Origin of the sequence: Cryobacterium sp. TMT2-14 (assembly GCF_004402465.1) — a bacterium.
Taxonomy (GTDB): Bacteria; Actinomycetota; Actinomycetes; order Actinomycetales; family Microbacteriaceae; genus Cryobacterium; species Cryobacterium sandaracinum.
In genome coordinates this window covers 81,064-106,757 of record NZ_SOFV01000042.1, presented here as the reverse complement: position 1 = coordinate 106,757, position 25,694 = coordinate 81,064, and the positions used below count along the sequence as shown (strand labels likewise).

The following is a 25,694-nucleotide window of genomic DNA, read 5'->3' as shown; positions in this document are numbered from 1 at the left end:
GGCTAGTCGGCGAGACGCGTGCCGTTGATGGTGCAGTGCGCCTCGTACTCCGCCAGCTGCAGGATGCGGCGGCAGTGGCGTTCGTCGCCGGGGAACGGCTCCGAGATAAAGGCGTCGATGAAGTCGATGGCGTCCTCGATGCTGTGCTGCCTGGCACCGATGGAGATGACGTTCGCGTCGTTGTGCTCGCGGGCGAGCCTGGCGGTACTGAGGCTCCAGACCAGCGCGGCGCGCACGCCCTTCACCTTGTTAGCGGCCATCTGCTCGCCGTTGCCCGAGCCGCCGAAGACGACGCCGAGCGCGTCGACGCCGACGGACAGGTCGGCGACGACGGCCTCGGCCGCCCGGATGCAGAAACCGGGGTAGTCGTCGAGGGCGTCGTAGACCTCCGGCCCGTGGTCCACGACTTCGTGACCGGCAAGGGCGAGGTGCGTGACCAGCTGGTGGCTGAAGTCGAGGCCGGCGTGGTCAGTGGCGATGTGGATGCGCATGCAACCGATTATATTTACTCGGCTTACTCGGCTGGTACCGTCGCAGCCGCGGCGAAGATCGGCTCGCGGGTGCGGGAGCGCTTCAGCTCGAAGAAACCGTCGTACCCGGCAACGGCCACCACACCGTCCCAAAGCTTGAGCGCCACATCTCCGCTCGGCGCGGGCGAGATGACCGGGCCGAAGAAGGCCACGTCGTTCACGGCGATGACGGGGGTGCCGACATCCTGGCCCACCCGCTCCATGGAGTCGAAGTGGCTGGCGCGCATCTGCACGTCGTAGTGGTCGCTGTCGGCCCACTCCGCGAACGATGCCGGCAGGCCCACCTCGGCGAGCGCGGCGGGAATGACCTCGTCGGGGTTTGTGCTGCCACCGAGGTGGATGCGGGCGCCCAGGGCATCGTAGAGCGCCTTGACCGTTTTCTGGCCGTGCAGTTCCTGTGCGGCAGCAACCAGGCGGGTGTACTTGAGAGCCCGGGGGAAGAACGCGCGGTACTCCTCGGACACGTCCTGGTCCTCGTTCAGGACGGCGAGGCTCATCACCTTCCACTCGACGTCGAAACCGCGCAGGGCGGAGACCTCCTCCACCCAGCGGGAGGTCATCCAGGCCCAGGGGCAGGAGGGGTCGAACCAGAACTTCACAGAGTCAGCCATGGGGCCCAGCCTAAGTGTCTCCCGGCTGGGAAAGCGCCGACGGAGACCGGACGTAAACCCCTGTCCAGAGAGGGTATCCTCGGCAAAATGTCTGGTTGTTGCCTATTTCCGACTAAAATTATTCGTTATGCCCGAAAGCGGGCCCCTTTTTTTCGCAGCAACATGATCTCTACGAGAGAAGTTCCCATGCCCAGAACCAGCTCACTTTCCGGTGCCGACGGCACGGCGGTGAAGACCAAGAATCCGCTCCTGCAGCGCCGCTTGAAGGTGTCGCACGTGAACGTGGTCGATCAGTCAAGGCTGAAGAAAGCCCTCGGCGGAACCATCGTGGGAAACACGATGGAGTGGTACGACGTCGGCGTGTTCGGCTACCTCATCACGACCATGGGTCCGGTGTTCCTGCCCGAGTCCGACCCGACCGTGCAGACCCTGTTCCTGCTCGGCACCTTCGCCGCGACGTTCATCGCCCGTCCGCTGGGTGGTGTGTTCTTCGGCTGGCTCGGGGACAAGATCGGCCGCCAGAAGGTGCTGTCGATGACCCTGATCCTGATGGCGGCATCCACTTTCGCCGTGGGCCTGCTGCCCGGCTACGCCCAAGTGGGCATGCTCGCCGCCGCGCTGCTGGTCTTCACCAAACTCGTGCAGGGCTTCTCCACCGGCGGTGAGTACGCCGGTGCGACCACCTTCGTGAGCGAGCACTCGCCCGACAAGCACCGCGGCTTCTTCGCCAGCCTGCTCGATATGGGCAGCTACCTCGGCTTCGCCATCGGCGCCGCGCTCGTGTCCATCCTGCAGGTCACCCTCGGGCAGCCCGTCATGGAAGACTGGGGTTGGCGCATCCCATTCCTGATCGCCGGACCGCTCGGCCTGATCGCCATCTGGTTCCGTCTGAAGATCGAGGAATCCCCCACCTTCCAGGCCACCCTGGACGCGAAGGAACTGGCCGCGACCGACCCGTCGTTCTCCGACGAGTCCGCCCCGTCCAACAGCCCGGTCAGCATTTTCAAGAACCACTGGCGCGGCATCATCGTCGCCATGATCCTCGTCGCCGCGGCCAACACGCTCGGCTACGCGCTCACCTCATACATGCCGACCTACCTCACCGCCACCAAGGGCTACGACGAGCTGCACGGGACACTGCTCACCATCCCGATCCTCGTTATCATGGCGCTCTGCATCCCCCTGGCCGGCCGCCTGTCCGACAAGATCGGTCGTCGTCCCGTGCTCTGGATGGGTTCGCTCAGCGCCGTAGTGCTCTCCATCCCCGCCTTCATGCTGATCGGCGTCGGCGAGATCTGGACGACGCTGCTCGGCCTGGCTCTGATCGCCCTGCCCGTCACGTTCTACGTCTCCAACCTCGCCTCGGCCCTGCCGGCGCTGTTCCCGACCGAAAGCCGTTACGGTGCCATGGGCATCGCGTACAACTTCTCGGTGGCCATCTTCGGTGGCACGACGCCGTTCATCATCGCGGCGCTGATCGCCACGACCGAGAACGACATGATGCCGGCTTACTACCTGATGGGGACATCCGTCATCGGTGGAATCGCGATCTTCTTCCTGCGCGAGTCTGCCGGGCGTCCGCTGATCGGCTCGATGCCCAGCGTGGACTCGGTCTTCGAGGCCCGCGAACTGGTAGCCACGCAGGATGACAACCCTGCCCTGGACACCGACGAGATGCCGTTCGACGAGACCTATGAGCCGCCGACCTCGTCGATGGATCTCTCATCGCTCGCGACGGAGCCGGAAACCGAGCCGGAGCCGCTGAAGGTCTAGCGACACCCTGCTGCATCGACCGGTGGCCCGGCGTTCGGAGACCCTGGTCTCGGCGCGCCGGGCCACCGGTCTGTGTGCTGTGTGCACCGGGCCGGGCCATCGCGGGGGCCATCGTAGAATTGTTCGATGACCACGACGCCTCCGACCGAGCCCGCTCCCGGGGCCGTGTCCACCCTCAGCATCGACCCTGCCGAGATGGCGATCGCCCTGCGCGTGCTCGCCTCGCTCAGCGAGATCGACCCCGAAGACCCCGATTTCGTCACCGTGCGGCAGGCCACCGCCAAGATGTTCAAGTCCGTCAAGATGGTGCGACGCGGCGAGAAGCGGCAGGCGATTGCGGATGCCGACCGGGAGGTCATCGCCGCGACCGCGACCGGCGCCGCCACCCGCATCGACGACGAGACCATTGGCGCCCAGCTGCGCCTGGGCACCGACCGGGCGTCGGCCGGCGAGTTGCTCGTGCCGCGGGCCTGCTACATCTGCAAACAGAAGTACACCCTCGTCGACGCCTTCTACCACCAGCTCTGCCCTGCCTGCGCGACGATGAGCCATGAGAAGCGGGATGCCCGCACCGACCTGACCGGCAGGCGCGCCCTACTCACGGGCGGCCGCGCCAAGATCGGCATGTACATCGCCCTGCGCCTGCTGCGCGACGGCGCCCACACCACCATCACCACCCGGTTCCCGCGCGACGCGGTGCGCCGCTTCAGCGCCATGCCGGACTCGGCCGACTGGCTGCACCGTCTCCGCATCGTCGGGATCGACCTGCGCGACCCGGCCCAGGTGATCGGCCTGGCCGACTCCGTCGCCGCGGCCGGGCCGCTGGACATCCTGATCAACAACGCCGCCCAGACCGTGCGCCGCTCCCCCGGCTCCTACTCGATGCTGGTCGAGGCCGAGCAGTCGCCGCTGCCGGAGGGCGTCATCCCGGAGATCGTCACGTTCGGGCACACCAGTGACGCGCACCCGACCGCGCTCGCGGCATCCGTCACCAGCCACCCGATCCTGGCCGCAGCAGCCGGAGCGAGTGGCGCACTCACGGCCGACGACCTGACCGCCCTGGCGCTCGCACCGGGCTCCTCGTCTCTAGCGCGTCTCGCCGCCGGCACCGCGATCGACGCCGGCGGGCTCGTGCCCGACCTGCACTCCCAAAACAGCTGGACCGCGAACGTGGAAGACGTCGACCCGCTGGAGATGCTGGAGGTGCAGCTGTGCAACACCACGGCCCCGTTCCTGCTGGTGAGCCGTCTGCGTGGCTCGCTCGCGGCATCCGACGCCCGCCGCACCTACATTGTGAACGTGTCGGCGATGGAGGGCGTGTTCGGCCGCGGCTACAAGGGGCCCGGCCACCCGCACACGAACATGGCCAAAGCCGCGCTGAACATGCTCACCCGCACGAGCGCGAAGGAAATGCTGTCCGACGGCATCCTGATGACCAGCGTCGACACCGGCTGGATCACCGACGAGCGGCCGCACCCCACCAAGATCCGCCTCGCCGAGGAGGGCTTCCACGCCCCACTCGACCTGGTCGACGGCGCGGCGAGGGTCTACGACCCGATTGTGCGCGGCGAGGGCGGCGAGGACCTCTGCGGCGTCTTCCTCAAGGACTACAAGCCCGGCGCCTGGTAGCCGGGGCAGGTCGTCGGCGGGGTCGGCTTGCGAGTCGGCGGGGCAGGTCGTCGGCGGGGTCGGCCTGCGAGTCGGCGGGTCGAGTCGGCGGGTCGAGTCGGCGAGTCACGTCGGCGCGCTGGACAGGCAGCAGGACAGCCGGCAGGCCCCTCACCAATTCGACGGAGATTTTGAGGTTTGCGCACCCGGGCGGCCGGTTGCGGCCTGGTTTCGGCAGAATCTCCGTCGAATTGGTTCGGGCGGGCGACATGGTGCGGGCCATTTTGGTGCGGCGAGCGGATGCCGCTGGGTGCCGGCACCGGGATCGCGCCCCGCCGAACCGCACCTCAGTCAGGAGCCGGCGGGGTCCAGACCCAGGGGGTCGTCGTCGTGATGGCCTGAAAGCCCAGCCGCAGCAGGATCGGTTTGCTATCGTCGGAGGCATCCACTTGCAGGTAGCGCACACCGCGTTGGTGCGCGAGCCGCGCGCGGTATGCCACCAGCGCCCGGTAGATGCCGCGGCCCCGCCAGGCGGCCAGGGTCGACCCACCCCAGAGTCCCGCGAAATCAGTGCCGCGGGTGAACTCGAGCCGGCACGAGGAGACGAGCTCGCCGCCGTGCACGCCGCCGGCCTCGGCGACGAACACGAGCACGTCGCCCGGGGCCTCACGCACACCGGCCTCCAGCTGGTCGGCCAGCCAAGCGTAGTCCTCGTCCCAGACCTGCGACTGCAGCGCGGCGATGCGCTCGAAGTCGGCCCGGGTGTCGACCTGCCTGATCGTGACGCCGACCGGCAGCACCGGCACGGCGTTCAGGCGTTCGGTCTCGGCGACGACGACCGTCTCCAGCTCCTCGGCCACGAAGCCGGCCACAAGCAGGCGGTCCGGCAGATCGGCTGGCAGGTCGTGGCCGCGGGTCTTCCACTCGAAGGCCTCGCCGCGGGCAGCGAAGAAATCGCGGTGCTCCGCGATCAGGGCGTCGAGCGCCGCGCCGGTCGCACCCACGTCGCGAGCGGTCTCGACGAGCCCCTGGTGCCGTCCCAAGATCCGCAGAACCGGGCCCGACAGTTCGTAACGGATGCCCGTGGGCCGGTCGGTCGGAACCCAGAGCCGAAGCTGTGCGTCGTAGGCATCACGGAGCGCGTCTCGGGTTGTCATTGTGGATAACCCTAGAGCCGCCCCGAACGAATTCGACGGAGATTTTGCGCGAAACGGCTCCACGGAGGCCTCAATCCGCCCTTTTCCGCAGAATCTCCGTCGAATTGACTCCACGCCCGACACCGGACGCGGGACACCAGACACCGGATGTCGGGTGAGCGCACGCGCACGGCCGGGCGACGCCTCCGCTCACCTGCCGGGGCGACGGTCCCTGCTCACCGCCAGTGCAGCGCCCGCCTATGCGGCCGGGGGACTGCGAGGAGTTCGGCATCGGGCGCGAGCACGAAGCCGTTTCAGTGCCGAGAGCCGGTCGATCGGAGCGGAGGTCGCCGGGTCATCCGACACTTTGTGCGCCCACGCCTCTTAGCAGGCGCTTATACCGCGCGCTCCCACGTCAGCAAACTCACGGTACCGGTCGTCCGTCGCGGCCCGCGGGTCGGTGCTTACCCTCGTGCAGACACCATATTCCTTGGCTAGGCTGATTGTCGGTGCGCTGCGCCACAAGCGTCGGCGCGCGTGCAGACCGCGAAACCGAGATGGAGAAACCGTTGCCCGGAGAGAACCTCACCAGGATCGAAGCCCAGGAGCGCGCCGCGCTCATCACCGTTCAGAGCTACGAGGTCACCCTCGACCTCACGACCGGACCGGAAACGTTCGGCAGCGAGACCACGGTGCACTTCACCGCGACGCCCGGCGCGTCCACCTTCATCGACGCGATCACCCGCACCGTGCACTCGGTGACGCTGAACGGCGCCGCGCTCGACCCCTCACTCGTCAGTGACGGCATCCGGATTCAGCTCGACGGCCTAGCCGCCGAGAATACGCTCACCGTCGTCGCCGACGCCGAGTACACGAACACCGGCGAGGGCCTGCACCGCTTCGTCGACCCGGTCGACAACGAGGTCTACCTGTACAGCCAGTTCGAGGTGCCCGACTCCCGCCGCGTCTTCGCCGTGTTCGAGCAGCCCGACCTCAAGGCCACGTTCGCCTTCACCGTCACCGCCCCCGGCGCCTGGGAAGTCATCTCCAACTCCGTCACGCCCGAGCCGACGGATGCCGGCAGCGGCCACAAGACCTGGGCGTTCGCCCCCACCCACACCATCTCCAGCTACATCACTGCCCTCGTCGCCGGCCCTTACGCAGTCGTGCGCAGCGAGCTGACCTCCAACGACGCCCGCGTCATCCCGCTCGGGCTCTTCTGCCGTAAAAGCCTGTTCGAGTTCCTCGACGCGGATTACCTGTTCGAGAAGACCCGCCAGGGCTTCGCATACTTCGAGGGCAAGTTCAACTACCCGTACCCGTTCGACAAGTACGACCAGATGTTCGTGCCGGAATTCAACGCGGGCGCCATGGAGAACGCCGGCGCGGTCACCTTCACGGAGACGTACGTGTTCCGGTCCAAGGTCACCGACGCCATCAAGGAACGCCGCGTCGTCACCGTGCTGCACGAACTGGCGCACATGTGGTTCGGCGACCTCGTCACCATGAAGTGGTGGAACGACCTGTGGCTGAACGAGTCGTTCGCCGAGTGGGCGTCGACCATGGCAACCGCCGAGGCCACCGAGTGGACCGAAGCGTGGACCACCTTCGCCGTGATGGAGAAGAGCTGGGCCTACAAGCAGGACCAGCTGCCCTCCACCCACCCGATCACCGCCACGATCAACGACCTCGAAGACGTGCAGGTCAACTTCGATGGCATCACCTACGCCAAGGGCGGCTCCGTGCTCAAGCAGCTCGTGGCCTGGGTCGGCCGCGATGAATTCTTCGCCGGCGTCGCCGCGTACTTCCAGAAGCACCAGTGGGGCAACACCGAGCTGACCGACCTGATGGCCCTGCTCGAAGCCTCCAGCGGCCGCGATCTCACCGAGTGGACGAAGCTGTGGCTCGAGACCGCGGGCGTGAACACGCTGCGTCCCGAGATCGTCGTGGACAAGTCCGGCGCCATCACCGGCTTCACGGTGCTGCAGACCGCCGCGGCCGACTACCCCACCATCCGCCCGCACCGCCTCGCCATCGGCTTTTACGACCGGGTGGACGGCGCCCTGGTGCGCACTCACCGGATCGAGATCGACGTCGACGGCGAGCAGACGGATGTCCCGTCACTGCTCGGCCGCCAACAACCCGACCTCGTTCTGCTCAATGACGATGACCTGGCCTACGCCAAGATCCGCCTCGACCCGGAATCGCAGGAGGTGGCCCTCGAGAACCTCTCCGCGATCGAGAGCCCCCTCGCCCGCGCCATCATCTGGGGCGCGGTCTGGGACGCCACCCGCGACGCCGAGACCTCGGCGCGCGACTTCATCACGCTTGTGCTCGGCAACGTCGCGACGGAATCCGAGTCCACCACGCTGCGCACCGTGCTCGGCCAGGTTGTGCTCGCCGCCTCGTACTACGTCGCCGAGGAATTCCGTACGAGTACAGTCAAGGAGGTCGGTGACGCGCTCTGGTCCCTCGCCCGCCACGCCGACGCCGGCAGCGACGAGCAGTTCCAGTTCGTGAAGTTCTTCGCCGCCATCGCGACCACCGACAGCCAGCTGGCATCCGTTGCCGCGCTGCGTGGTGGCACGGCGCCGCTCGACGGCCTCGAGATCGACACCGACCTCTCCTGGGAGCTGCTCATCGCCCTCGTAGCCGGCGGCAAGGCCGACGCGGTCGAGATCGACGCAGCACTGGCCGCGGACAACACCGCGACCGGCGCCCAGTCGGCCGCGCAGGCCCGCGCCGCCATCCCCACCCTGGAGGGCAAGCAGTCCGCCTGGTCGTCTCTGATCGACGTGGACACCGCGCCGAACACCATCGTGCGGGTCACGGCAGCCGGTTTCCTGCGGGCCAACGACACCACGTTGCTGGAGCCGTTCGTCGAGCAGTACTTCGCCATGTTGCAGCCGGTTTGGGCCGCCCGCAGCTTCTCCATCGCGGAAAAGCTGGTGCTCGGCCTATACCCGGCGCCGTTGGCTGACCGGGCGCTCGTCACCGCGACGCGAAAGTGGCTCGACGCCAACCCGGAGCCGCTCGCACTGCGTCGCCTGGTGATCGAGAACCTGGCCGGGGTCGAACGCGCCCTCGCCGCCCAGGCGCGCGACGCGGAGTAGCCGCGCCGAGGCATCCGCCCGCCCGCGCCGTTCGTGCCCCACGCCGCATCCGCCCTCGCCCTCGCCCCCGTCCCCACCCCCGCTCTCGCTCTCGCTCCCACCCTCGCCCTCGCCCTCGCCCCTAATAAATTCGACAAAGATTCTGCTCCCCGAGCCGCACAAAACCGGTTCAGCTCGTCACCTGGGTAGAAATCTCCGTCGAATTCGTTCGGGCGGGTGGCAGGGGTCAACAGGGTGCGGCTGGGTGCGGAGCCGCGGACTCAGGACTTGGACAGGACGCGGCTCTGTAGACTCGGATCGTTATGGACTTTGACGCAATCTGGCTTGAACTGATTCAATTTTTCAAAATCGACCTGTGGCTCAGGGTCATCAATATCGTCGTCATCATTGTGGCCGCGCTGGTCATCCGGTGGGTGTTGCGCTTCGTGATCGACCGCGTCGTGCAACAGATCGTCACGGGGGTCAAGAAGACACAGAACGTGGAGGACACGCAGGCGCTGAGCGTTTCGCCGCTAGCCGCCGTGCGCGTCGTGCAGCGCACCCGCACCCTCGGTTCGGTGCTCTCGAATATCATCAACGTGACCCTGTTGATCGTGACTATCCTGCTGATCGTCAACATCATCAACAATGAAATCCTGGGCTCTTTCGCCCTGCTGACGGCCGCGCTCGGCGCCGGTCTCGGTTTCGGCGCGCAGAACATCGTCAAGGACATCCTGAACGGGCTGTTCATGGTCGTGGAGGACCAGATCGGCGTGGGCGACATCGTCGACGTGGGCTTCGCTTCCGGGGTTGTGGAGACCGTCGGCATCCGTGTCACCCAGGTGCGTGACATCGACGGCACTCTGTGGTTCGTGCGCAACGGTGAGATCCTGCGCGTCGGCAACATGTCCCAGGGCTGGGCGCGCGTGATCATCGACCTCGCCATCCCCTACTCGTCCGATGTCGAGGCGGTGCAGAACGAGTTGCTGCGCGTCGCGAAGGCGCTCGCCTCCAGCCGCAAGTGGCGGTCGGTGATATTGGAGAAGCCGGAGATCTGGGGACTCGAGTCGATCTCCGCCGAGGCCCTCGTCGTGCGCCTCGTCGTCAAGACCCGGGTGGCGGCGAAGTGGGACTTCGCCCGCGACCTGCGCCTGCACCTGAAGAAGGCGCTGGACGGGCTCGGCATCGGTCTGACTCCGCTCAACAGCGTGGTCATGGCCGGCACGGATGGCACGGTCGCCGCCGGCTCCGACCCCGGCTCCGAGGGAACGCCCGACGCGGCCGCGGAAGCAGCCGCGGCCATGCCGGACCTCACCACCGGCCCGTTCACGGCCCCGATCCCGGTGCGGAAGAAAAAGGCTCCCCGCGCACCCCGCCGACCCAAGAACGCCGCGACCGCGCTGCCCCAGGAGGCCCACCCACGCGCAGCGTCAGCGGATGTTTCCGGTACAGACCCGGCTGTGCCCACGGCCCCGACACCCAAGACCGCGGCACCCAAGGCCCCGACACCCAAGACCGAGGCACCCACGCACACGGCACCAGATCCGGAGACTCACGATGACGAATGACGCCGGCGCCCCCACTCCTGCCACGCCCGGTGCGGTCCACCTGCGCGCGGGCGAGAACGGCACCGCGATCGGCGCCACGTTCTATGAGCAGGTCGGCGGTAGGCCGTTCTTCGAGAATCTGGTGAACGAGTTCTATCGCGGCGTCGCCACCGACCCGGTACTGAAGCCGATGTACCCCGAGGACGACCTGGCCCCGGCCGCCGAGCGTCTGACCATGTTCCTCGAGCAGTTCTGGGGTGGCCCGACCACCTACAGCGAGCAGCGCGGCCACCCGCGGCTGCGCCAACGGCACCAGCCCTTCAAGGTGAACCCGGATTCCCGCGACCGCTGGCTGAACCACATGCGCGCCGCCGTCGACAAGGCCGCTCTTGCACCGCTGCAGCGCGACCAGCTCTGGGACTACCTCGAGCGCGCGGCCTTCGCAATGCTCAATACCTTCGACGAGTAGCAGCGCACCCGCTCTCGGCGCACCCTTGGGACGCAGGCGCACGTTCTACCGTGCGCCCGCTTCTGCAATCTGCGCCGCGAGACACAGGCCGACCGAACCAGGCCGGCCGACGGATGCCGCCGCGCCTGCTTTACAAGTCGAGCTCGGCGACGATCTCCGCGGCCGTTGCGCGTCCCATCCGAATTGCGCCGTCGACGTGTTGGTAGCCCTTTCCGGCGAGGTCGCTGCAGGAGAACAGGATCGGGCCAACCGGTGTGCGCAGGTCCGCGCCGAAGCGAGCCAGCCCGCCCAGGTCGAAGCTCGCCGCGTAGGCGCCGCGGGTCCACTCTTCCGTGCCCCAGTCGCTCTCGTAGTAGACGACGGGCGTCAGTGCCTTCTGGCCGAAGTAGTGCGAGAGCGAGGTGAGGATGCGCTGCTTGCGCTCCTCCGCCGAGACGGTGAACACGCCATCGGCGGCCTCGTCGGAGACGAAGCCGACCAGAGTGCCGCGCGGGTCGTTGAAATTGGTGTTGTCGTAGGCCTCGTGGGAGAGCTCGTAGGGGCTGAAGGCCGTGCCGGAGAGGCCGTCCTCCCGCCAGAACGGGGTCTCGTAGACCGCGTGCACCTTGATCACGAAGCCCATCGAGAGGTGCTGGTGCATCATCTGCTGGCGGCGTGGCAGCGGCGGATCGAAGGAGATCCGGGTGTAGAGCACGGGAGGAACGGCAACGATCACGCGACGCGCACGCACCTCGAGGTCGTCGGTGAGCACACTCACGCCGGCGTCGCCCCAGCGCACGGTGCGGGCGGCCTGCCCGAGGAATACGTCGTCACCGAGGTTCTCGGCCAGCAGGATCGGCACCCGCTGCAGCCCGCCCACGACCCGTTCGTCGAGGATGAAGTCGGCGTCGACGAGGTTGCTGAAACTGCCGGCGCTGGCCGCCATCAGGAGGGCCTGCAGCGTGGAAAAAGCGTGCGCCGGCTTGGTCAGCATGGCCCCGGCGATGAAGAGGCTAATGTTGTCGCGGGCCTCCTGGTCGTCGGTCTCCTGCTCCAGCCAGCGCCGGAAGGAGATCTGGTCGAGCTCCACCGCACGCGGGTGTGCCCAGGGACGGTCGGGGTCCATCTGGTCCACGAGCTCGTCGAGAGTGGCGATCAGGGCCACCATCTCGCGCTCGGTGTCGGCCGAGACCGGGAAGATCTCGCCCTCGAACCGGGTTCGCTCCCCCGCGGCGTTGATGTAGACGCTTTCGCCCTCGCGGTACCGCGCGAAGGTCTCGAGGCCCAGCTCGGCGATGGTCTCCTTGAGTGCGTCCTGATCGGGCGAAACCCACTGGCCGCCGATCTCGAGCATGGCACCGTTGATGTCGTCGGTGTGGAGGCGGCCGCCGACGCGGTCTCGCGCTTCGAGCACGGCCACGGTGAGGCCGGTCTTCCGCAGCTCGGTCGCGGCGGTCAGGCCGGATGCCCCGGCGCCGATAATGACGATGTCACGTTCGATGATGCTCAAGGATTGCTCCATTGCGTTCTGGTGGTGGGGAAGCAGGTGAAAAACAGGTACGTCGCCGGTCAGGAGACCGGGATGAGGGTGTACTTGGTGGACAGGTACTCCTGGATGCCCTCGAGCCCGCCTTCGCGGCCCAGACCGGATTGCTTGACACCGCCGAACGGTGCCGCCGCGTTGGAGACCAGGCCCGTGTTCAGACCCATCATTCCGGTTTCAAGCTTGGCGATCATCCGCTGCCCGCGGGCGAGGTCCTGGGTGTACACGTAGCTGATCAAGCCGTACTCGGTGGAGTTGGCCAGGCGCACGCCCTCGGCCTCTTCGGCGAAGGTGACGATGCCGACGACCGGGCCGAAGATCTCCTCGGTCAGGAGGGCGCTGGCCGGGGCCACGTCCGTCAGCACGGTGGGCTCGTAGAAGGAGCCGGCGCCTTCGGGGCGCTTGCCGCCGGCGAGCAGGGTGGCACCGTGGGCCAGCGCGTCCTGCACGAGGGCGTCGGTGCCGGCGACGGCAGCCTCGCTGACGAGCGGGCCGATGGTGACGCCGGCTTCGGTGCCCCGGCCGATCTTCAGCGCGCCGACACGCTCGGTCAGGCGGCGGGCGAACTCGGCGGCGACGGACTCGTGCACGATGAAACGGTTGGCCGCGGTGCAGGCCTGCCCGATGTTGCGGAACTTGGCGAGCATCGCGCCCTCGACGGCCTTGTCCAGGTCGGCGTCTTCGAAGACGACGAACGGGGCGTTGCCGCCGAGCTCCATCGAGGTGCGCAGCACACCCTGGGCCGCCTGCTGAATGAGCTTGCGGCCCACGGGGGTCGACCCGGTGAAGCTGAGTTTCCGCAGCCTGGGGTCGGCGATGATCGGCCCGGCAACGGCGGAAGAGGTCGACGTGGTGATCACGTTGACGACGCCGGCCGGTACCCCGGCGTCTTCGAGCAGCTGCACGAAGAAGAGGGTGGTCAGCGGGGTCAGCTCGGCGGGCTTCACGACGACCGTGCAGCCGGCGGCGAGCGCGGGGGCGATCTTGCGGGTGGCCATGGCCAGCGGGAAGTTCCACGGAGTGATCAGCAGGCACGGTCCGACCGGATACTGAGAGACAACCATCGTGCCGGTTCCCTCCGGGTTCAGCCCGAAGCGACCGCTGATGCGCACGGCCTCCTCGCTGAACCAGCGCAGGAACTCGCCGCCGTAGGTGACCTCTCCATTGGCCTCGGCGAGAGGTTTGCCCATCTCCATGGTCATCAGCAGCGCAAAGTCATCGCGGCGCTCCTGCAGCAGGTCGAAGGCCCGGCGCAGGATCTCGGCCCGCGTACGCGGCGCGGTAGCCGCCCACGACTCGGCCGCCTCGACAGCCGCATCGAGGGCACGGATGCCGTCGGCGGCATCCGCGTTCGCGATCCGTTTGAGCACAGCACCGGTCGCCGGGTCGGTGACCTCGATGGCCTTACCGCCACCCTGCTGCCAGGTGCCGTTGATGTAGAGGCCGTCCGGGACGCGGGCGAGCAGTTCGGTTTCACGAGTGGACACGATGAGACTCTTTCCGATGCGATACGGGAAATGCGAATGAAGTTTTGATCAGGGGTGGAGGCCGTGCAGAAAGTGCGTTTCCGCCACCCTCCCCGCGGCATTCCCCCAGTATGACTGATCGCCCTGTGCCCCCGTCGGGTTCGGGCAGGAGACCGCGGAGCCAGGGCTCATGCGGCGGCGAGCACGCTCGCCAGCACCTGCAGGCCCTCGACGAGGAGGTCGTCGGAGATGCTCAGAGGCGGCAGGAAGCGGATCACGTTGCCGTAGGTGCCGCAGGTGAGCAGCACGACGCCCATGGCGTGGGCGGCAGCCACGACGCGGCCGGTGAGGGCGGCATCCGGGTCTCCGGTCACCGGGTCGACCAGTTCGATGGCGATCATGGCGCCGCGGCCGCGCACATCGCCCACACGCTTGTCGACGGCACGGATGGCGTTCAGCCGCTCGGTCAGGATGGCGCCGATTTCACGGGCGCGCTGGGCCAGGTTCTCGGTCTCATAGCTGCGCATGGTGGCCAGGGCCGCGGCGCAGGCGAGCGGGTTGCCGCCGTAGGTGCCGCCGATGCCACCGACCTGCGGTGCGTCCATGATCTCGGCGCGGCCGGTGACGGCGGAGAGCGGCAGGCCGCCGGCGATGCCCTTGGCCATCACCATCAGGTCAGGCACGATGCCCTCGTGGTTGCTGGCGAAGAGGTCGCCGGTGCGGGCGAATCCGGTCTGCACCTCGTCGGCAATGAAGACGACCTCGTTCGCGCGGCACCAGTCCACCAGGGTGGGAAGGAAGCCGGGTGCGGGCACGATGAAGCCGCCCTCACCCTGGATCGGCTCGATGATCAGGGCGGCCAGGTTGTCGGCGCCGACCTGCTTCTCGATCTGGGAAATGGCGCGCCGGGCGGCCCCTACCCCGTCGAGTCCGGCGTCGCGGTAGGGGTACGACATGGGTGCCCGGTAGATCTCCGCGGCGAAGGGGCCGAAGCCGTTCTTGTACGGCTGGTTCTTCGCGGTGAGGCCCATGGTCAGGGTGGTGCGGCCGTGGTAAGCGTGGTCGAAGGCGACGACGGCCTGCTTGCCGGTGTAGTGCCGGGCGATCTTGACGGCGTTCTCCACGGCCTCGGCGCCGGAGTTGAACAGGGCGCTGCGCTTGGCGTGGTCGCCCGGGGTGAGCCGGTTGAGCATCTCGGCTACCTCGATGTACGAGTCGTAGGGCGTCACGGTGAAGCACGTGTGCGTGAACTGGGCCAGCTGGGCGGCCACGGCGGCCACGACCTCGGGGGCGCTGTTTCCGATGCCGGTCACGGCGATGCCGCTGCCGAGGTCGATCAGGAAGTTGCCGTCGACGTCGACAAGCACACCGCCGCCGGCCGCGACGATATAGGCAGGCAGGGTCACTCCCACCCCGGCGGAGACGGCCTCGATCTTGCGACGTCCGAGCTCCTGGGACTTCGGGCCGGGGATGGCGGTGACGAGGCGGCGTTCCTGGGGAAGGGACGGTCCGCCGACCGGGATCACAGAAAGGGCGTCTACGAGGGTCATTGCTGCTCCAGTTCGCTGGCTGTTGCATCGGCGCGGGGCCGGCGACGATACCGATTCCAGAAGGCTACGCAGGGCGGCCACCCGCAACATCCGGCACCGTGTACAACGCGCGGGTGAACTTTCGCCACGTTGTACACTCGTCGCATGGCTCCGAACCTGGCCCCGCCGCTCCTGCCCACCGTGCGCCGCCTGCTGGCCCAGCCCGGCCTCCAGCTGCGCCTGCTCACGGCCGAGCCGCAGCTGCCGGCACGCGCGCTCGACCAGCCCGTGGAGTGGGTGCACGGCTCCGACCTGGCCGACCCGACGCCGTTTCTCTCCGCCAGCCAAGTGCTCCTCACCACCGGCACCCAGTTCGCCGACCCGATGACGGATGCCCACTACCGCGACTACGTGCGCCGGCTCACGGCCCGCGGCATCGCCTGTCTCGGCTTCGGCACGGAGGTCGTGCGCGCCGGCACGCCGGAGGCTCTCGTTGCGGCCTGCCTTGCCGAGGGGCTGCCCCTGATCGAGGTGCCCTATGACACTCCGTTCATCGCGGTGGCCCGCGCGGCCGGCGACCTGGTCGCCGAGTTGCGCTATGCCCGCAACACCTGGGCGCTGGACGCCCAGCGGGCCATCTCGCACGCGGCCCTCCGACCCGACGGCCTGAGCAACATTCTTAGCGAGCTGTCCCGGCAGCTGGGCCACTGGGTCGCGCTCTTTGACGCGAGCGGCACGCTCGACCGGGTCTTCCCCCGCGACGCGTTCTCCGATTCCGCCTCCTCCAGCGCCCTGCCGCAGGTGCAGGCGGAGGCCGGCCGGCTGCTCCGCCGCGGGCAGCGGGCCGGCACCACCCTCGACGAGGGCGGCGCGACTTTGACCCTGCAGACCCTGGGGAGGCAAGGCCAGCTGCGCGGGGTGCTGGCCCTCGGGGGCGGCACCCTGCTCGACCAGGCCAGCCAGCAGGTGGTGACCAGCGTCATCGCCCTCGCCGGGCTCGCGCTCGAGCAGAACAGCGCCCAGGGTCGCGCCCGCGGCCACCTGCGGTCCGGGCTGCTGCAGGCGCTGCTCGGCGGCGACCTGCCGCTGGTGCAGAGCATCTCCCGGGAGCTCTGGGGTGCCCTCCCGGCCGAGCCGGTACGGGTCGCCGTCGTCTCCCCGCCGCCCGAACGCTTGGACGCTCTGGCCGAGCTGCTCGAACTGCGGGTCGAGGAACGCCCCGGGCACCTGTTCTTCGCCCGCGACGGCGGCCAGGTGCTGCTTGTCCTCGATGTCGCCGCCGATCCGGTGCTCGCCGAGCTGGTGGGCCTCGGGCTGCACGTGGGCGTCTCCGACCGGAGCGCCTATCGTGCCCTGCCGCACGCGGCGGCCCAGGCCCGACAGGCGCTCGAGCGCGCCCACGAAGGCGCGGCGGGCATCGTCGAATTCGAGGTGATTTCACGGCAGGGCGTGCTCGCGTTCCTGGCCCGAACGGATGCCTCGGAGGTCGGCCGCGCCACCCTCCGGCCGCTCTCCGACCACGATGCCGCCCACGGCACGGCGCTGCTCCCCACCCTGCGGGTGTGGCTCGAGCGCAACGGCCAGTTCGGCCCGGCCGCGACGGAGCTCGGCGTGCACCGACACACCGTGCGCGGCCGGATCAGCCACGCCGAGCAGTTGCTCGGGCGGGACCTCGGCGCCTTCCACGCCCGCGCCGACCTCTGGGCGGCGCTGCTGGCGTCGGCGGGATAGGCCGGAAACACCGCACGCACGAGGCGGCTCGCACACTGTGACGCAAGCACCCACACACCGGAAAGAGACAATGTTCAGTCTGAAGGACCTTCGCATTCCGATCATCGCGGCACCCATGGCCGGTGGCGCGTCCACCCCAGCCCTGGTGCGCAGCCTCAGCGCGGGGGGCGGCCTCGGGTTCCTGGCCGCCGGGTACAAGACCCCGGATGCGCTGGCCCGGCAGATCGCCGACGTGCACCAGGGCTCGCGGCCGCCGTACGGCGTGAACGTATTCGTTCCCGGGCCACCACTGACCGACCAGGCCGGAGTCGATGCCTACCGCCGGAGCCTGGCAGCGACCGCGCTGGAACACGGCGTGGAATTGCCCCCGACACTGGCCGCAGACGATGACTGGTTCTCCGCCAAGGTGTCCCTTCTCATCGGGCACCGAGTCCCCGTGGTGTCGTTCACCTTCGGGTTGCCGCCGGCCGAGGCCGTGGACGGTTTGCACGCCGTCGACGCGTGCGTGATCGCCACGGTCACCTCGGTTCGGGAGGCGGTTCTCGCGGAGGAACGCGGAGTCGATGTGCTCTGCGTGCAGGGCCCGGAAGCAGGCGGACACCGGGCGACCTTCACGACGGCCGAAGAACCGGAGACCACTCCCCTGATCGAACTGGTCCGCGCCATTTCGGACCTGGCGGTTCTGCCGCTCATCGCGGCCGGGGGCATCCACTCCGGTGCCGGGATCGCGACGCTCCTGGCGGCCGGCGCGGACGCCGTGCAACTGGGCACGGCGTTCCTCCGCACCGCGGAGTCCGGCGCCCAGCAGGCGCACAAGGACGCGCTCGTCGACCCGAACTTTGATCGCACCGTGGTCACGCGCGCGTTCTCCGGGCGTCCGGCACGGGGGCTGCGCAACGCGTTCATCATCGAGCACGACGCCACCGCGCCCCGGGCTTATCCTCAGGTGAACCATCTCACCAGTGGCCTCAGGGCGGATGCGGGTCGACGCGGCGACGCCGACGGACTCGCCCTCTGGGCGGGCACCGGCTTCCGCTCTGCCCGCGCAGAACCGGCGGCCGACGTGCTCACCCGGCTGTGGCAGGACGCCCGCGTGTCGCCGAGTCAGCGACCGGTGTCGAACCAATTCGACGGAGATTTTGATGTTTGAGCCGATTCTCGGCCAGTTTAAGGCCGATCCGGGCAAAATCTCCGTCGAATTCGTTCGGGGCACGGTGCGAACACCCAGCGAATAGTCAGCGGCTCAGCGACCAGGGCTTGCGACGCACGAGGATGTGGCCGCGGCTCGTGCTCAGCCGGGTCCACAGGCCCGTCTCGAACAGGCGCACGGGCTCGTTTTTCGGCAGGAAACCGAGGCTGACGGCCGCGAAGGCGGCGCCGGCCGGCACGATTTCCAGGCCGGGGATCGGGCGGCTCCAGACTTCGGAGCGCACCCGCTGCACGATCTGCCCGCCGGTTCCCGCCGGGATGACGGCGGCGACTTCCTCAATGCCGGCCTGCGCCGCACCGTCGAGCAGGGCGGCATCCGTTTCACCGAGCAGGGTCCAGCCGCCTTGGGGCGGCGAGATACCGGCCCAGGTCACGGTGGTCACTTCCAGCGGCACGGTTACGGTCACTGTCGCCTCGTCCTCCAGCACGGCCGCGGTGAGGCGGGCGAGGCGGTCCAGCAGGGAGCGCACGGGAACGACCGCGTCGAGCTCGACCGGTGCGGTGAGCGCGAAGGTGCGCAGGCCCAGCACGGTCGGGCTGGAGTCGAGGAGACCGCGCGGGTAGAGGATCGCGGTGTAGACAGCGAGCACCCCCGCGGCCTGAATGAGGCGCACGGAACCGTCCTCCACCCGGCTAGCGCGGGAGAGGTAGACCTGGAGGTCGCGAAGGGACAGGGACTCTGGGAGAGAAAATGACTTACTCATCTGCTCCTAAACTACCAAGGTACGGCGCGCGTCACACCGGTGCGCGCGTCTGCTCCGCCACGCGCCTGAGGAGGCCACATGGACTTGCCGATGGAGGGCCTTCTAACCGCCCTGGACCTCACCGACACGGGCGCCCGCACCAGCGAGGACATCTTCACCGGGCCGTCGCAGTGGATGCCGCTCGGCCGCGTTTTCGGCGGGCAGGTGCTCGCCCAGTCACTGGTCGCCGCGATGCGCACGGTTCCCGACGACCGCCATGTGCACTCGATGCACGGCTATTTCCTGCGCCCCGGCGACGTGGGCCAGCCGATCACCTTCTCCGTCGATCGCATCCACGACGGCCGCTCCTTCTCCACCCGCCGCACGCAGGCCTATCAGGACGGGCATCCGATCCTGTCGATGATCGCCTCGTTCCAGGACGGTGATGAAGGCCTCGAGCACCAGATCGAGATGCCAACCGATATGCCCGACCCGGAGTCCTTGCCGACGGCGGCGGATGCTTTGGCCCAGGTCGACCACTCCATCGCCCGCTACTGGGCGAACGAGCGTCCGTTCGACATGCGGCACCTGCCGTCGCCGATCTACCTCAAGGTGGACGGCGAGCACACCTCTCGCCAGGCCGTGTGGATGAAGACCATGGGCCCGTTGCCCGACGACCCTGACCTGCACCGCGCCGCGCTGGCATACGCCAGCGACTACTCGATCATGGAGCCTGTCATGCGTCGCCACGGCGTGGCCTGGGCCACACCCGGGCTCAAGGTTGCGAGCCTGGACCACGCCATGTGGTTCCACCGCTTCGGCCGGGTCGACGAGTGGATGCTCTACGTACAGGATTCCCCGACCGCCCAGGGTGGACGCGGTCTCTCCACCGGCAGCATCTACAGCCGGGCGGGCCTGCTTCTCGCCACGGTCGCGCAGGAGGGCATGCTGCGCGTGCCCACGAACGCAGAGTAGCCTCTCTCACATGCTCTGAGCGTCTCTGAGCATCTCTGAACGCCCGCCCGATCGAGGAGAACCATGACGAACGCCACCGACATCTCCCGCCGCACCGCGCTCCTGCTCGGCACCGCTGGCACCGCCGTCGCGCTGGTCGGCTGCAGCACCGACGGCGCCGCAGACTCCGGCACCGGCAAGATTGGCCCGGTGGAGTTAGCCAAGCTCGCCGACATCCCCGTGGGCGGTTCGATCGAGGCCTCCCTCGATGGCAAGCCCATCCTGATCAGCCAGCCCACGGCCGGCACCGTGGTGGCGTTCAGCGCGATCTGCACCCACCAGGGCTGCGTGGTCAAAGCGGTAAAGGACGAGTTCGACTGCCCCTGCCACGGCTCGAAGTTCGACCGTGCCACCGGCGAGGCCCTCGCCGGACCGGCGACCGAACCGCTGGCGTCGGTGAAGGTCACCGTCACCGGCGACGCCGTCACCGCCGGCTGAGGCGGACTGCGTCCGGGCCGGCCTACTCAGCCGGCAGGGACGCGCGCCGGGTGAATCGGATGGGTTCGTCTACGTATGGAGCCCAAGCGGCGCGCTCGACCTCGTTGATCTTGCGCGGCCGCTCGGTCGCGGCGTCCACCAACACGATTGTGGTGCTCGCCTGCGCGAAGAGAACCGCTGGCTCCAGGCCGATCGGAGTCCAGACCTCGTAGCAGACCTCGAGGCTGGCGCCGCCGAGCTTGCCGAGCCAGAGACGGATGTCCAGAGGCTGCCTCAGATACGGAATCGGAGCCAGATACTCGGCCTCCATCCGCGCGATCAGGGTCAGCGTCGCCGCGCCCGGGCGCCCGTCCAGCACGGCGGTGCCGGCGAACGCCCCGGGGCCGTCGCCGTCTTCATCCGGCCAGAACGCCTGGATGCGCGCATCCTCGAGCACACGCAACAACTCGGCGTTGTTGACGTGGCCGTAGGCGTCCAGATCCGACCAGCGCAACTTCACCGGCACGCGCAGCTTCACCGCGGGTCCTAGTCGCGGGTCAGCTTGCGGTACGCGGACCGGTGCGGTTTCGCGGCATCCGGGCCAAGGCGTTCGATCTTGTTCTGCTCGTACGACTCGAAGTTGCCCTCGAACCAGTACCAGTTCGCCGGGTCTTCGTCGGTGCCCTCATAGGAGAGGATGTGCGTGGCGATTCGGTCAAGGAACCACCGGTCGTGGGTGATGACCACGGCGCAGCCGGGGAATTCAAGGAGCGCGTTCTCGAGCGAGCCGAGGGTTTCGACGTCCAGGTCGTTGGTGGGCTCGTCGAGCAGCAGCAGGTTGCCGCCCTGCTTGAGGGTGAGCGCCAGGTTGAGGCGGTTGCGCTCACCACCGGAGAGCACGCCGGCCTTCTTCTGCTGGTCGGGACCCTTGAAGCCGAATGTGGACACGTAGGCCCGCGACGGGATCTCGGTCTTGCCGACCTGGATATAGTCCTGGCCGTCGGAGACGACCTCCCAAAGCGACTTGTTCGGGTCGATGCCCGCGCGGCTCTGGTCGACGTAGGAGATGTCGACCGTCTCGCCGATCTTCAGTTCACCCAGGTCCAGTGGCTCGAGTCCGACAATCGTCTTGAACAGCGTGGTCTTGCCCACGCCGTTGGGGCCGATGATGCCGACGATGCCGTTGCGCGGGAGGGTGAAGGAGAGATCCTCGATGAGGACCCGGTCGCCGAAGCCCTTCTTGACCTTCTTGGCGTCGATGACCTGGGCACCGAGGCGCGGGCCGACGGGAATCTGGATCTCTTCGAAGTCAAGCTTGCGGGTGCTTTCGGCCGCTGCCGCCATCTCTTCGTAGCGGGCGAGACGCGCCTTCGACTTTGCCTGGCGGCCCTTCGCATTCGAGCGCACCCATTCGAGCTCGTCCGCGAGGCGCTTGGCCATCTTCGCGTCCTTCTTGCCCGCGATGAGCAACCGTTCCTGCTTCTTCTCGAGGTAGGTCGAGTAGTTGCCCTCGTAGGGGTACAGGTGGCCGCGGTCGACTTCGGCGATCCACTCGGCCACGTGGTCGAGGAAGTACCGGTCGTGGGTGACGGCGAGAACGGCGCCGGGGTACTGGGCCAGGTGCTGCTCGAGCCAGAGCACGCTTTCGGCGTCGAGATGGTTGGTGGGCTCGTCAAGGAGGAGCAGGTCGGGCTTCTGCAGCAGCAGCTTGGTCAGCGCCACGCGGCGCTTCTCACCGCCGGAGAGGTCGGCGACGGAGTAATCGCCCGGCGGGGTGCGGAGGGCGTCCATGGCCTGCTCCAGCTGGGAATCGAGGTCCCAGGCGTCGGCGGCGTCGATGGCCTCCTGCAGCGTGCCCATTTCGGCCAGCAGTGCGTCGAAGTCCGCGTCGGGTTCGCCGAGCGCGAGGCTGATCTCGTTGAACCGGTCGACCTTGGCCTTGATCGGGCCGACGCCCTCCTGCACATTCTCGAGGACCGTCTTGGTCTCGTCGAGTTCGGGCTCCTGCATCAGGATGCCGACCGAGTAGCCGGGCGAGAGCTTCGCCTCGCCGTTGCTGGGGGTGTCCAGCCCGGCCATGATCTTCAGGATCGTGGATTTTCCGGCGCCGTTCGGCCCCACGATACCGATTTTGGCGCCGGGGAAGAACGACATGGTGACGTCGTCGAGGATCAGTTTGTCGCCGACCGCCTTGCGAGCGCGGACCATCGTGTAGATAAATTCAGCCATAGTGCTTACCAGTCTATTTGCCGCGTGGCCCCGACCAGACACGTTCCGGATGCGAGGATCGCCGTGACCGCGCTGTGGTACCCGCCCGTGGCCGGTCCGTTCTGCCCGATCAGGCATTCGCCGTTGAACCGAACGGAGAACTGGATAGAGTCCGCTGGGAGGTCGATGTTGGTCTCGTCGAAGGTAACCTCCATTTGGGCCCGGTCGAAGCCGGAGGCCCCCAGCGCGTCCACGAATGCCCGCCCGCCGGCATTCTCGTCAGCGGTGACGACCGCCGTGGCGACGCTGTCGAAGTAGGCCAGGTTCGCCGCGGCATCCTTCTCCGGCTGTAGCTGCGGCGCGGGTATGGGCGCCGCGCTCGCGGTCGGACGAGCCGACGCCGACGCCGTGGCCGTGCTCGAGGAAGTCGCGGCCGGTGCCGCCGAGCAGGCCGCGAGGCTGACCGTGACGGCCAGCCCGAGCAGCAACGCGCTACCGGTGCGTGGGGAACGGATGCCGGTTCGACGTCTCCGGGTTTCCCGATCTGATGGTGCCGGCACGTGGTCCTTCCGCGACCGCGGTGCGGTCAGACCTCTGAGTCTGCCAGATGCCCCGTGTCCCCGAGAGTCTATTCCGGTCACTGTCCCGGTGACTGTGCCGGATACTGTGCCGAGTTGCCGCCATCAGGAATCGACCCCGACTAACGCCGCGGACTCTGCCTCGTCGCGCATCGGGGGTGCGTCGTCAGTATCGGCAGGTAGGAAGCCGTCCGTGGGCTCGGTCGGATGTGGCGCCGACGCTGCGCCGGGCGGCGGCGAGCGCGTGTAGACGGTGCTGCACCAGGCCAGGTCGTGCCCGACGGTCTCTGCCTCGACCTCGACCGAGGTACCGTTGCGGTCGGCATTTTCCCACGGCCGGATGCGCAACCGCCCCGCCACGACTACGTGCTCACCCTTCTGCACCGAGCGCTCCACGTTGTGGGCGAGCTGCCGGAAGGAGGACACCGTGTACCAGTTGGTCTCGGCGTCAACCCAGGTCTGTTTCACACGGTCGAAGCGACGCTGGCTTGATGCCAGCCGAAACGACGTGATGGCCAGCCCCGCACTGGTCACAAGGTGACGGGGCGTGGTGGCCACGATTCCGGTCACGGTGATGCTGTCGCTCATTACGGTCTCCCTCATCCTGTGAGCCCCGGACGAATGCCCGGAACACGCGACCTGGAGCGACGGCTCGTGCCCGTCTCCGCCGCCCCAGATCGCGTACTCCGAGTGTGTGGCGGCAGGACGACGCGCGGCCGCGGCATCCGGAACCGGTGCCGAATGACCGCCCCCCGCAGCTGGGGAGGGCTGGGCTCGCTTCTGACGGAGAGGGTCCGGGTGCGCGCCGCGGTCGGTGTCGAACCAATTCGACGGAGATTCTCCTGTGAAAGCGCTCTTTCCCAGCTTCTAGTGCCGCTTTGGGCAAAATCTCCGTCGAATTCGTTTGGCTCCGGGTTTCCGCACGGCGGTCTCGGCGGCGCTGGCACGGCAGCTAGAAAACCCGTTCATTTCGCCGCGCTCGGCGATACTCGCCGCCTACGAATACACGAACTCGCGCTGCTAGAGGAGGTATTCGGCGTAGGACTTGCGGATCTTGTTCACCTTGGGCAGCGCGACGGCCATGCAGTAGCCCTGACCTGGGTTTTTGGCGAAGAAGTCCTGGTGGTGGTCCTCGGCCACGAAGTATTCGCCGAGCGGATCGATCGTGGTGACGACGCCGCCGCCCCACCATTCGGCGGCGCGAGTGCGAGCGGTTTCGAAGAGCCGCTTCTGCGCGTCGTCGGCATAGAACATCGCCGACCGGTACTGGGTGCCCACGTCGGCGCCCTGGCGGTTCAGCTGGGTCGGGTCGTGCAGCGAGAAGAACACGTCGAGGATGACGCTGGCCGGGATGACCTCCGGGTCGAACGTCACGGCGATGGCCTCGGCGTGGCCGGTACGGCCCGTGCACACCGACTCATACGTTGGCCGTTGAGCCCCTCCCCCGGTATACCCGGAAACCACCTCGCTCACGCCACGCAACACCCGATACACGGCATCGAGACACCAGAAACATCCACCTGCGACCACAAAAGTTTGCACACCCCTAGAGTAACGGCATGACCTTCGTGCCAGCTCCGAACCGCTATGCCGACATGACCTACCGACGCGTCGGACGGAGCGGCCTCAAACTGCCGGCGCTGTCTCTCGGCCTCTGGCACAACTTCGGCCACGAGCGCCCGATCGAGACCCAACGCGCCATCCTGCGCCGTGCCTTCGACCTGGGGGTCACCCACTTCGACCTGGCCAACAACTACGGTCCTCCTCCCGGAGCCGCCGAGACCAACTTCGGCCGCATCTGCGCCGAAGATTTCCGGGCCTACCGCGACGAGATGATCATTTCCAGCAAGGCCGGCTACGACATGTGGCCGGGCCCCTACGGCGACTTCGGTTCTCGCAAGTACCTGCTCTCCTCCCTCGACGCGAGCCTGGGCCGGCTCGGCGTCGACTACGTCGACATCTTCTACTCCCACCGGCCGGACCGGGAGACTCCCATCGAGGAGACCATGGGCGCGCTGGCGTCGGCGGTGCAGCAGGGAAAGGCCCTCTATGTCGGCATCTCCAGCTACACCCCCGAGCAGACGCGGGCCGCGGCGGCGGCGCTGGCCGAGCACAAGATCCCCCTCCTGATCCACCAGCCGCGTTACTCGATGTTCGACCGCCACATCGAAGACGGGCTCTTCCCCGTGCTCGACGAGCTCGGCATGGGCAGCATCGTCTTCTCGCCGCTCGCACAGGGACTTCTCACCGACCGCTACCTGGACGGCACCGTTCCGGCAGGCTCGCGGGTCGCGACGAGCGATTTCCTGTCGGAGGACGTTCTCACCGACACCTACCAGGGCCGTGCCCGCGCCCTGAACGAGATTGCCGCCGCGCGCGGCCAGACGCTGGCCCAGCTGGCGGTCACCTGGATCCTGCGCCAGCCGTCGGTGACCAGTGTGCTGGTCGGCGCGAGCAGCCTGAACCAGCTCGAGCAGACCGTGGCGGCCCTGGATGCCCCGCCTCTCACCCAGATCGAAATCGACGAGATCGAACCGTACGCCGTGCACGGCACCGGTCTGGGCTGAGCGA

22 protein-coding genes are annotated in these 25,694 nt (G+C 68.0%); 10 read left to right on the top strand and 12 right to left on the bottom strand.

The features are described from left to right. Nucleotides 1-2 precede the first annotated feature (2 nt). Both E3O28_RS14835 and E3O28_RS14830 read right to left on the bottom strand, forming a co-directional pair. Complete coding sequence (locus E3O28_RS14835; RefSeq protein WP_104103334.1) at nucleotides 3-491, bottom strand: ribose-5-phosphate isomerase; 489 nt, start codon at nucleotides 489-491, stop codon at nucleotides 3-5. A 23-nt stretch (nucleotides 492-514) separates the two neighbouring features. Beyond that, on the bottom strand, nucleotides 515-1,141 hold the full coding sequence (locus tag E3O28_RS14830) for a disulfide bond formation protein DsbA (protein WP_134416610.1): 627 nt from the start codon (nucleotides 1,139-1,141) through the stop codon (nucleotides 515-517). Nucleotides 1,142-1,327: 186 nt separating this feature from the next. Here E3O28_RS14830 and E3O28_RS14825 point away from each other — a divergent pair, with 186 nt between their 5' ends. Beyond that, nucleotides 1,328-2,914 (top strand): MFS transporter, encoded by a 1,587-nt coding sequence (locus E3O28_RS14825; protein WP_233191541.1) that lies wholly within the window; start codon nucleotides 1,328-1,330, stop codon nucleotides 2,912-2,914. Nucleotides 2,915-3,040: 126 nt separating this feature from the next. Beyond that, on the top strand, nucleotides 3,041-4,543 hold the full coding sequence (locus E3O28_RS14820) for an SDR family NAD(P)-dependent oxidoreductase (protein WP_104103326.1): 1,503 nt from the start codon (nucleotides 3,041-3,043) through the stop codon (nucleotides 4,541-4,543). Nucleotides 4,544-4,869: 326 nt separating this feature from the next. On the opposite strand, the gene E3O28_RS14815 is transcribed toward E3O28_RS14820, so the two are convergent. Continuing rightward, nucleotides 4,870-5,679, bottom strand: coding sequence for a GNAT family N-acetyltransferase (locus tag E3O28_RS14815; protein WP_134400933.1), 810 nt, complete (start codon nucleotides 5,677-5,679; stop codon nucleotides 4,870-4,872). 548 nt (nucleotides 5,680-6,227) lie between these two features. On the opposite strand from E3O28_RS14815, the gene pepN reads away from it, so the two are divergent. The 3 genes from pepN (at nucleotide 6,228) to E3O28_RS14795 (ending at nucleotide 10,766) form a co-directional block, all read left to right on the top strand. Next, nucleotides 6,228-8,771: an aminopeptidase N gene (gene pepN / locus E3O28_RS14810; protein WP_134374284.1), complete on the top strand. Its 2,544-nt coding sequence runs from the start codon at nucleotides 6,228-6,230 to the stop codon at nucleotides 8,769-8,771. A gap of 302 nt (nucleotides 8,772-9,073) precedes the next feature. Continuing rightward, entirely contained in the window at nucleotides 9,074-10,318 is a 1,245-nt protein-coding gene (locus tag E3O28_RS14800) for a mechanosensitive ion channel family protein (protein ID WP_134374198.1), read from the top strand. After that, nucleotides 10,308-10,766, top strand: coding sequence for a globin (locus E3O28_RS14795; protein WP_134374200.1), 459 nt, complete (start codon nucleotides 10,308-10,310; stop codon nucleotides 10,764-10,766). Before E3O28_RS14800 ends, E3O28_RS14795 begins: the two co-directional genes overlap by 11 nt. Before the next feature lie 130 nt (nucleotides 10,767-10,896). Here the strand turns inward: E3O28_RS14795 and E3O28_RS14790 are convergent, their stop codons facing one another. The 3 genes from E3O28_RS14790 to gabT all read right to left on the bottom strand — a co-directional run bounded on the left by E3O28_RS14790 (nucleotide 10,897) and on the right by gabT (nucleotide 15,304). Continuing rightward, nucleotides 10,897-12,255 (bottom strand): NAD(P)/FAD-dependent oxidoreductase, encoded by a 1,359-nt coding sequence (locus E3O28_RS14790; protein WP_241973152.1) that lies wholly within the window; start codon nucleotides 12,253-12,255, stop codon nucleotides 10,897-10,899. A gap of 59 nt (nucleotides 12,256-12,314) precedes the next feature. Further along, a complete protein-coding gene (locus E3O28_RS14785) occupies nucleotides 12,315-13,778 on the bottom strand; it encodes an NAD-dependent succinate-semialdehyde dehydrogenase (protein ID WP_134416606.1) in 1,464 nt (487 codons plus the stop codon). Nucleotides 13,779-13,942: 164 nt separating this feature from the next. Continuing rightward, nucleotides 13,943-15,304 (bottom strand): 4-aminobutyrate--2-oxoglutarate transaminase, encoded by a 1,362-nt coding sequence (gene gabT / locus E3O28_RS14780; RefSeq protein ID WP_104103312.1) that lies wholly within the window; start codon nucleotides 15,302-15,304, stop codon nucleotides 13,943-13,945. Nucleotides 15,305-15,448: 144 nt separating this feature from the next. Here gabT and E3O28_RS14775 point away from each other — a divergent pair, with 144 nt between their 5' ends. Both E3O28_RS14775 and E3O28_RS14770 read left to right on the top strand, forming a co-directional pair. Then, nucleotides 15,449-17,014: a PucR family transcriptional regulator gene (locus E3O28_RS14775; protein WP_134416604.1), complete on the top strand. Its 1,566-nt coding sequence runs from the start codon at nucleotides 15,449-15,451 to the stop codon at nucleotides 17,012-17,014. A gap of 70 nt (nucleotides 17,015-17,084) precedes the next feature. Further along, on the top strand, nucleotides 17,085-18,164 hold the full coding sequence (locus E3O28_RS14770; RefSeq protein ID WP_134416602.1) for a nitronate monooxygenase: 1,080 nt from the start codon (nucleotides 17,085-17,087) through the stop codon (nucleotides 18,162-18,164). 85 nt (nucleotides 18,165-18,249) lie between these two features. Here the strand turns inward: E3O28_RS14770 and E3O28_RS14765 are convergent, their stop codons facing one another. Then, nucleotides 18,250-18,927, bottom strand: a complete 678-nt coding sequence (locus E3O28_RS14765; protein WP_104103304.1) for a hypothetical protein — start codon at nucleotides 18,925-18,927, stop codon at nucleotides 18,250-18,252. Between the two features lie 78 nt (nucleotides 18,928-19,005). Between E3O28_RS14765 and E3O28_RS14760 the strand changes: the two genes are divergently transcribed. Then, on the top strand, nucleotides 19,006-19,881 hold the full coding sequence (locus E3O28_RS14760) for an acyl-CoA thioesterase II (RefSeq protein ID WP_233191540.1): 876 nt from the start codon (nucleotides 19,006-19,008) through the stop codon (nucleotides 19,879-19,881). Between the two features lie 63 nt (nucleotides 19,882-19,944). Continuing rightward, a complete protein-coding gene (locus E3O28_RS14755) occupies nucleotides 19,945-20,358 on the top strand; it encodes a Rieske (2Fe-2S) protein (RefSeq protein ID WP_134416600.1) in 414 nt (137 codons plus the stop codon). A gap of 22 nt (nucleotides 20,359-20,380) precedes the next feature. On the opposite strand, the gene E3O28_RS14750 is transcribed toward E3O28_RS14755, so the two are convergent. The 5 genes from E3O28_RS14750 to msrA form a co-directional block, all read right to left on the bottom strand. Then, entirely contained in the window at nucleotides 20,381-20,875 is a 495-nt protein-coding gene (locus E3O28_RS14750; RefSeq protein ID WP_104103299.1) for a thioesterase family protein, read from the bottom strand. 8 nt (nucleotides 20,876-20,883) lie between these two features. Beyond that, the gene (gene ettA, locus E3O28_RS14745) at nucleotides 20,884-22,566 is read right to left on the bottom strand and encodes an energy-dependent translational throttle protein EttA (protein ID WP_104103296.1); all 1,683 of its coding nucleotides are present in this window, start codon (nucleotides 22,564-22,566) and stop codon (nucleotides 20,884-20,886) included. 5 nt (nucleotides 22,567-22,571) lie between these two features. After that, nucleotides 22,572-23,105, bottom strand: coding sequence for a hypothetical protein (locus tag E3O28_RS14740; protein ID WP_241973151.1), 534 nt, complete (start codon nucleotides 23,103-23,105; stop codon nucleotides 22,572-22,574). A 123-nt stretch (nucleotides 23,106-23,228) separates the two neighbouring features. Continuing rightward, the gene (locus E3O28_RS14735) at nucleotides 23,229-23,711 is read right to left on the bottom strand and encodes a single-stranded DNA-binding protein (protein WP_134416598.1); all 483 of its coding nucleotides are present in this window, start codon (nucleotides 23,709-23,711) and stop codon (nucleotides 23,229-23,231) included. 432 nt (nucleotides 23,712-24,143) lie between these two features. Next, nucleotides 24,144-24,665 (bottom strand): peptide-methionine (S)-S-oxide reductase MsrA, encoded by a 522-nt coding sequence (msrA, locus tag E3O28_RS14730; RefSeq protein WP_134343113.1) that lies wholly within the window; start codon nucleotides 24,663-24,665, stop codon nucleotides 24,144-24,146. Between the two features lie 17 nt (nucleotides 24,666-24,682). Here msrA and E3O28_RS14725 point away from each other — a divergent pair, with 17 nt between their 5' ends. Further along, nucleotides 24,683-25,690: an aldo/keto reductase gene (locus E3O28_RS14725; RefSeq protein ID WP_134400928.1), complete on the top strand. Its 1,008-nt coding sequence runs from the start codon at nucleotides 24,683-24,685 to the stop codon at nucleotides 25,688-25,690. Nucleotides 25,691-25,694: the final 4 nt, after the last annotated feature.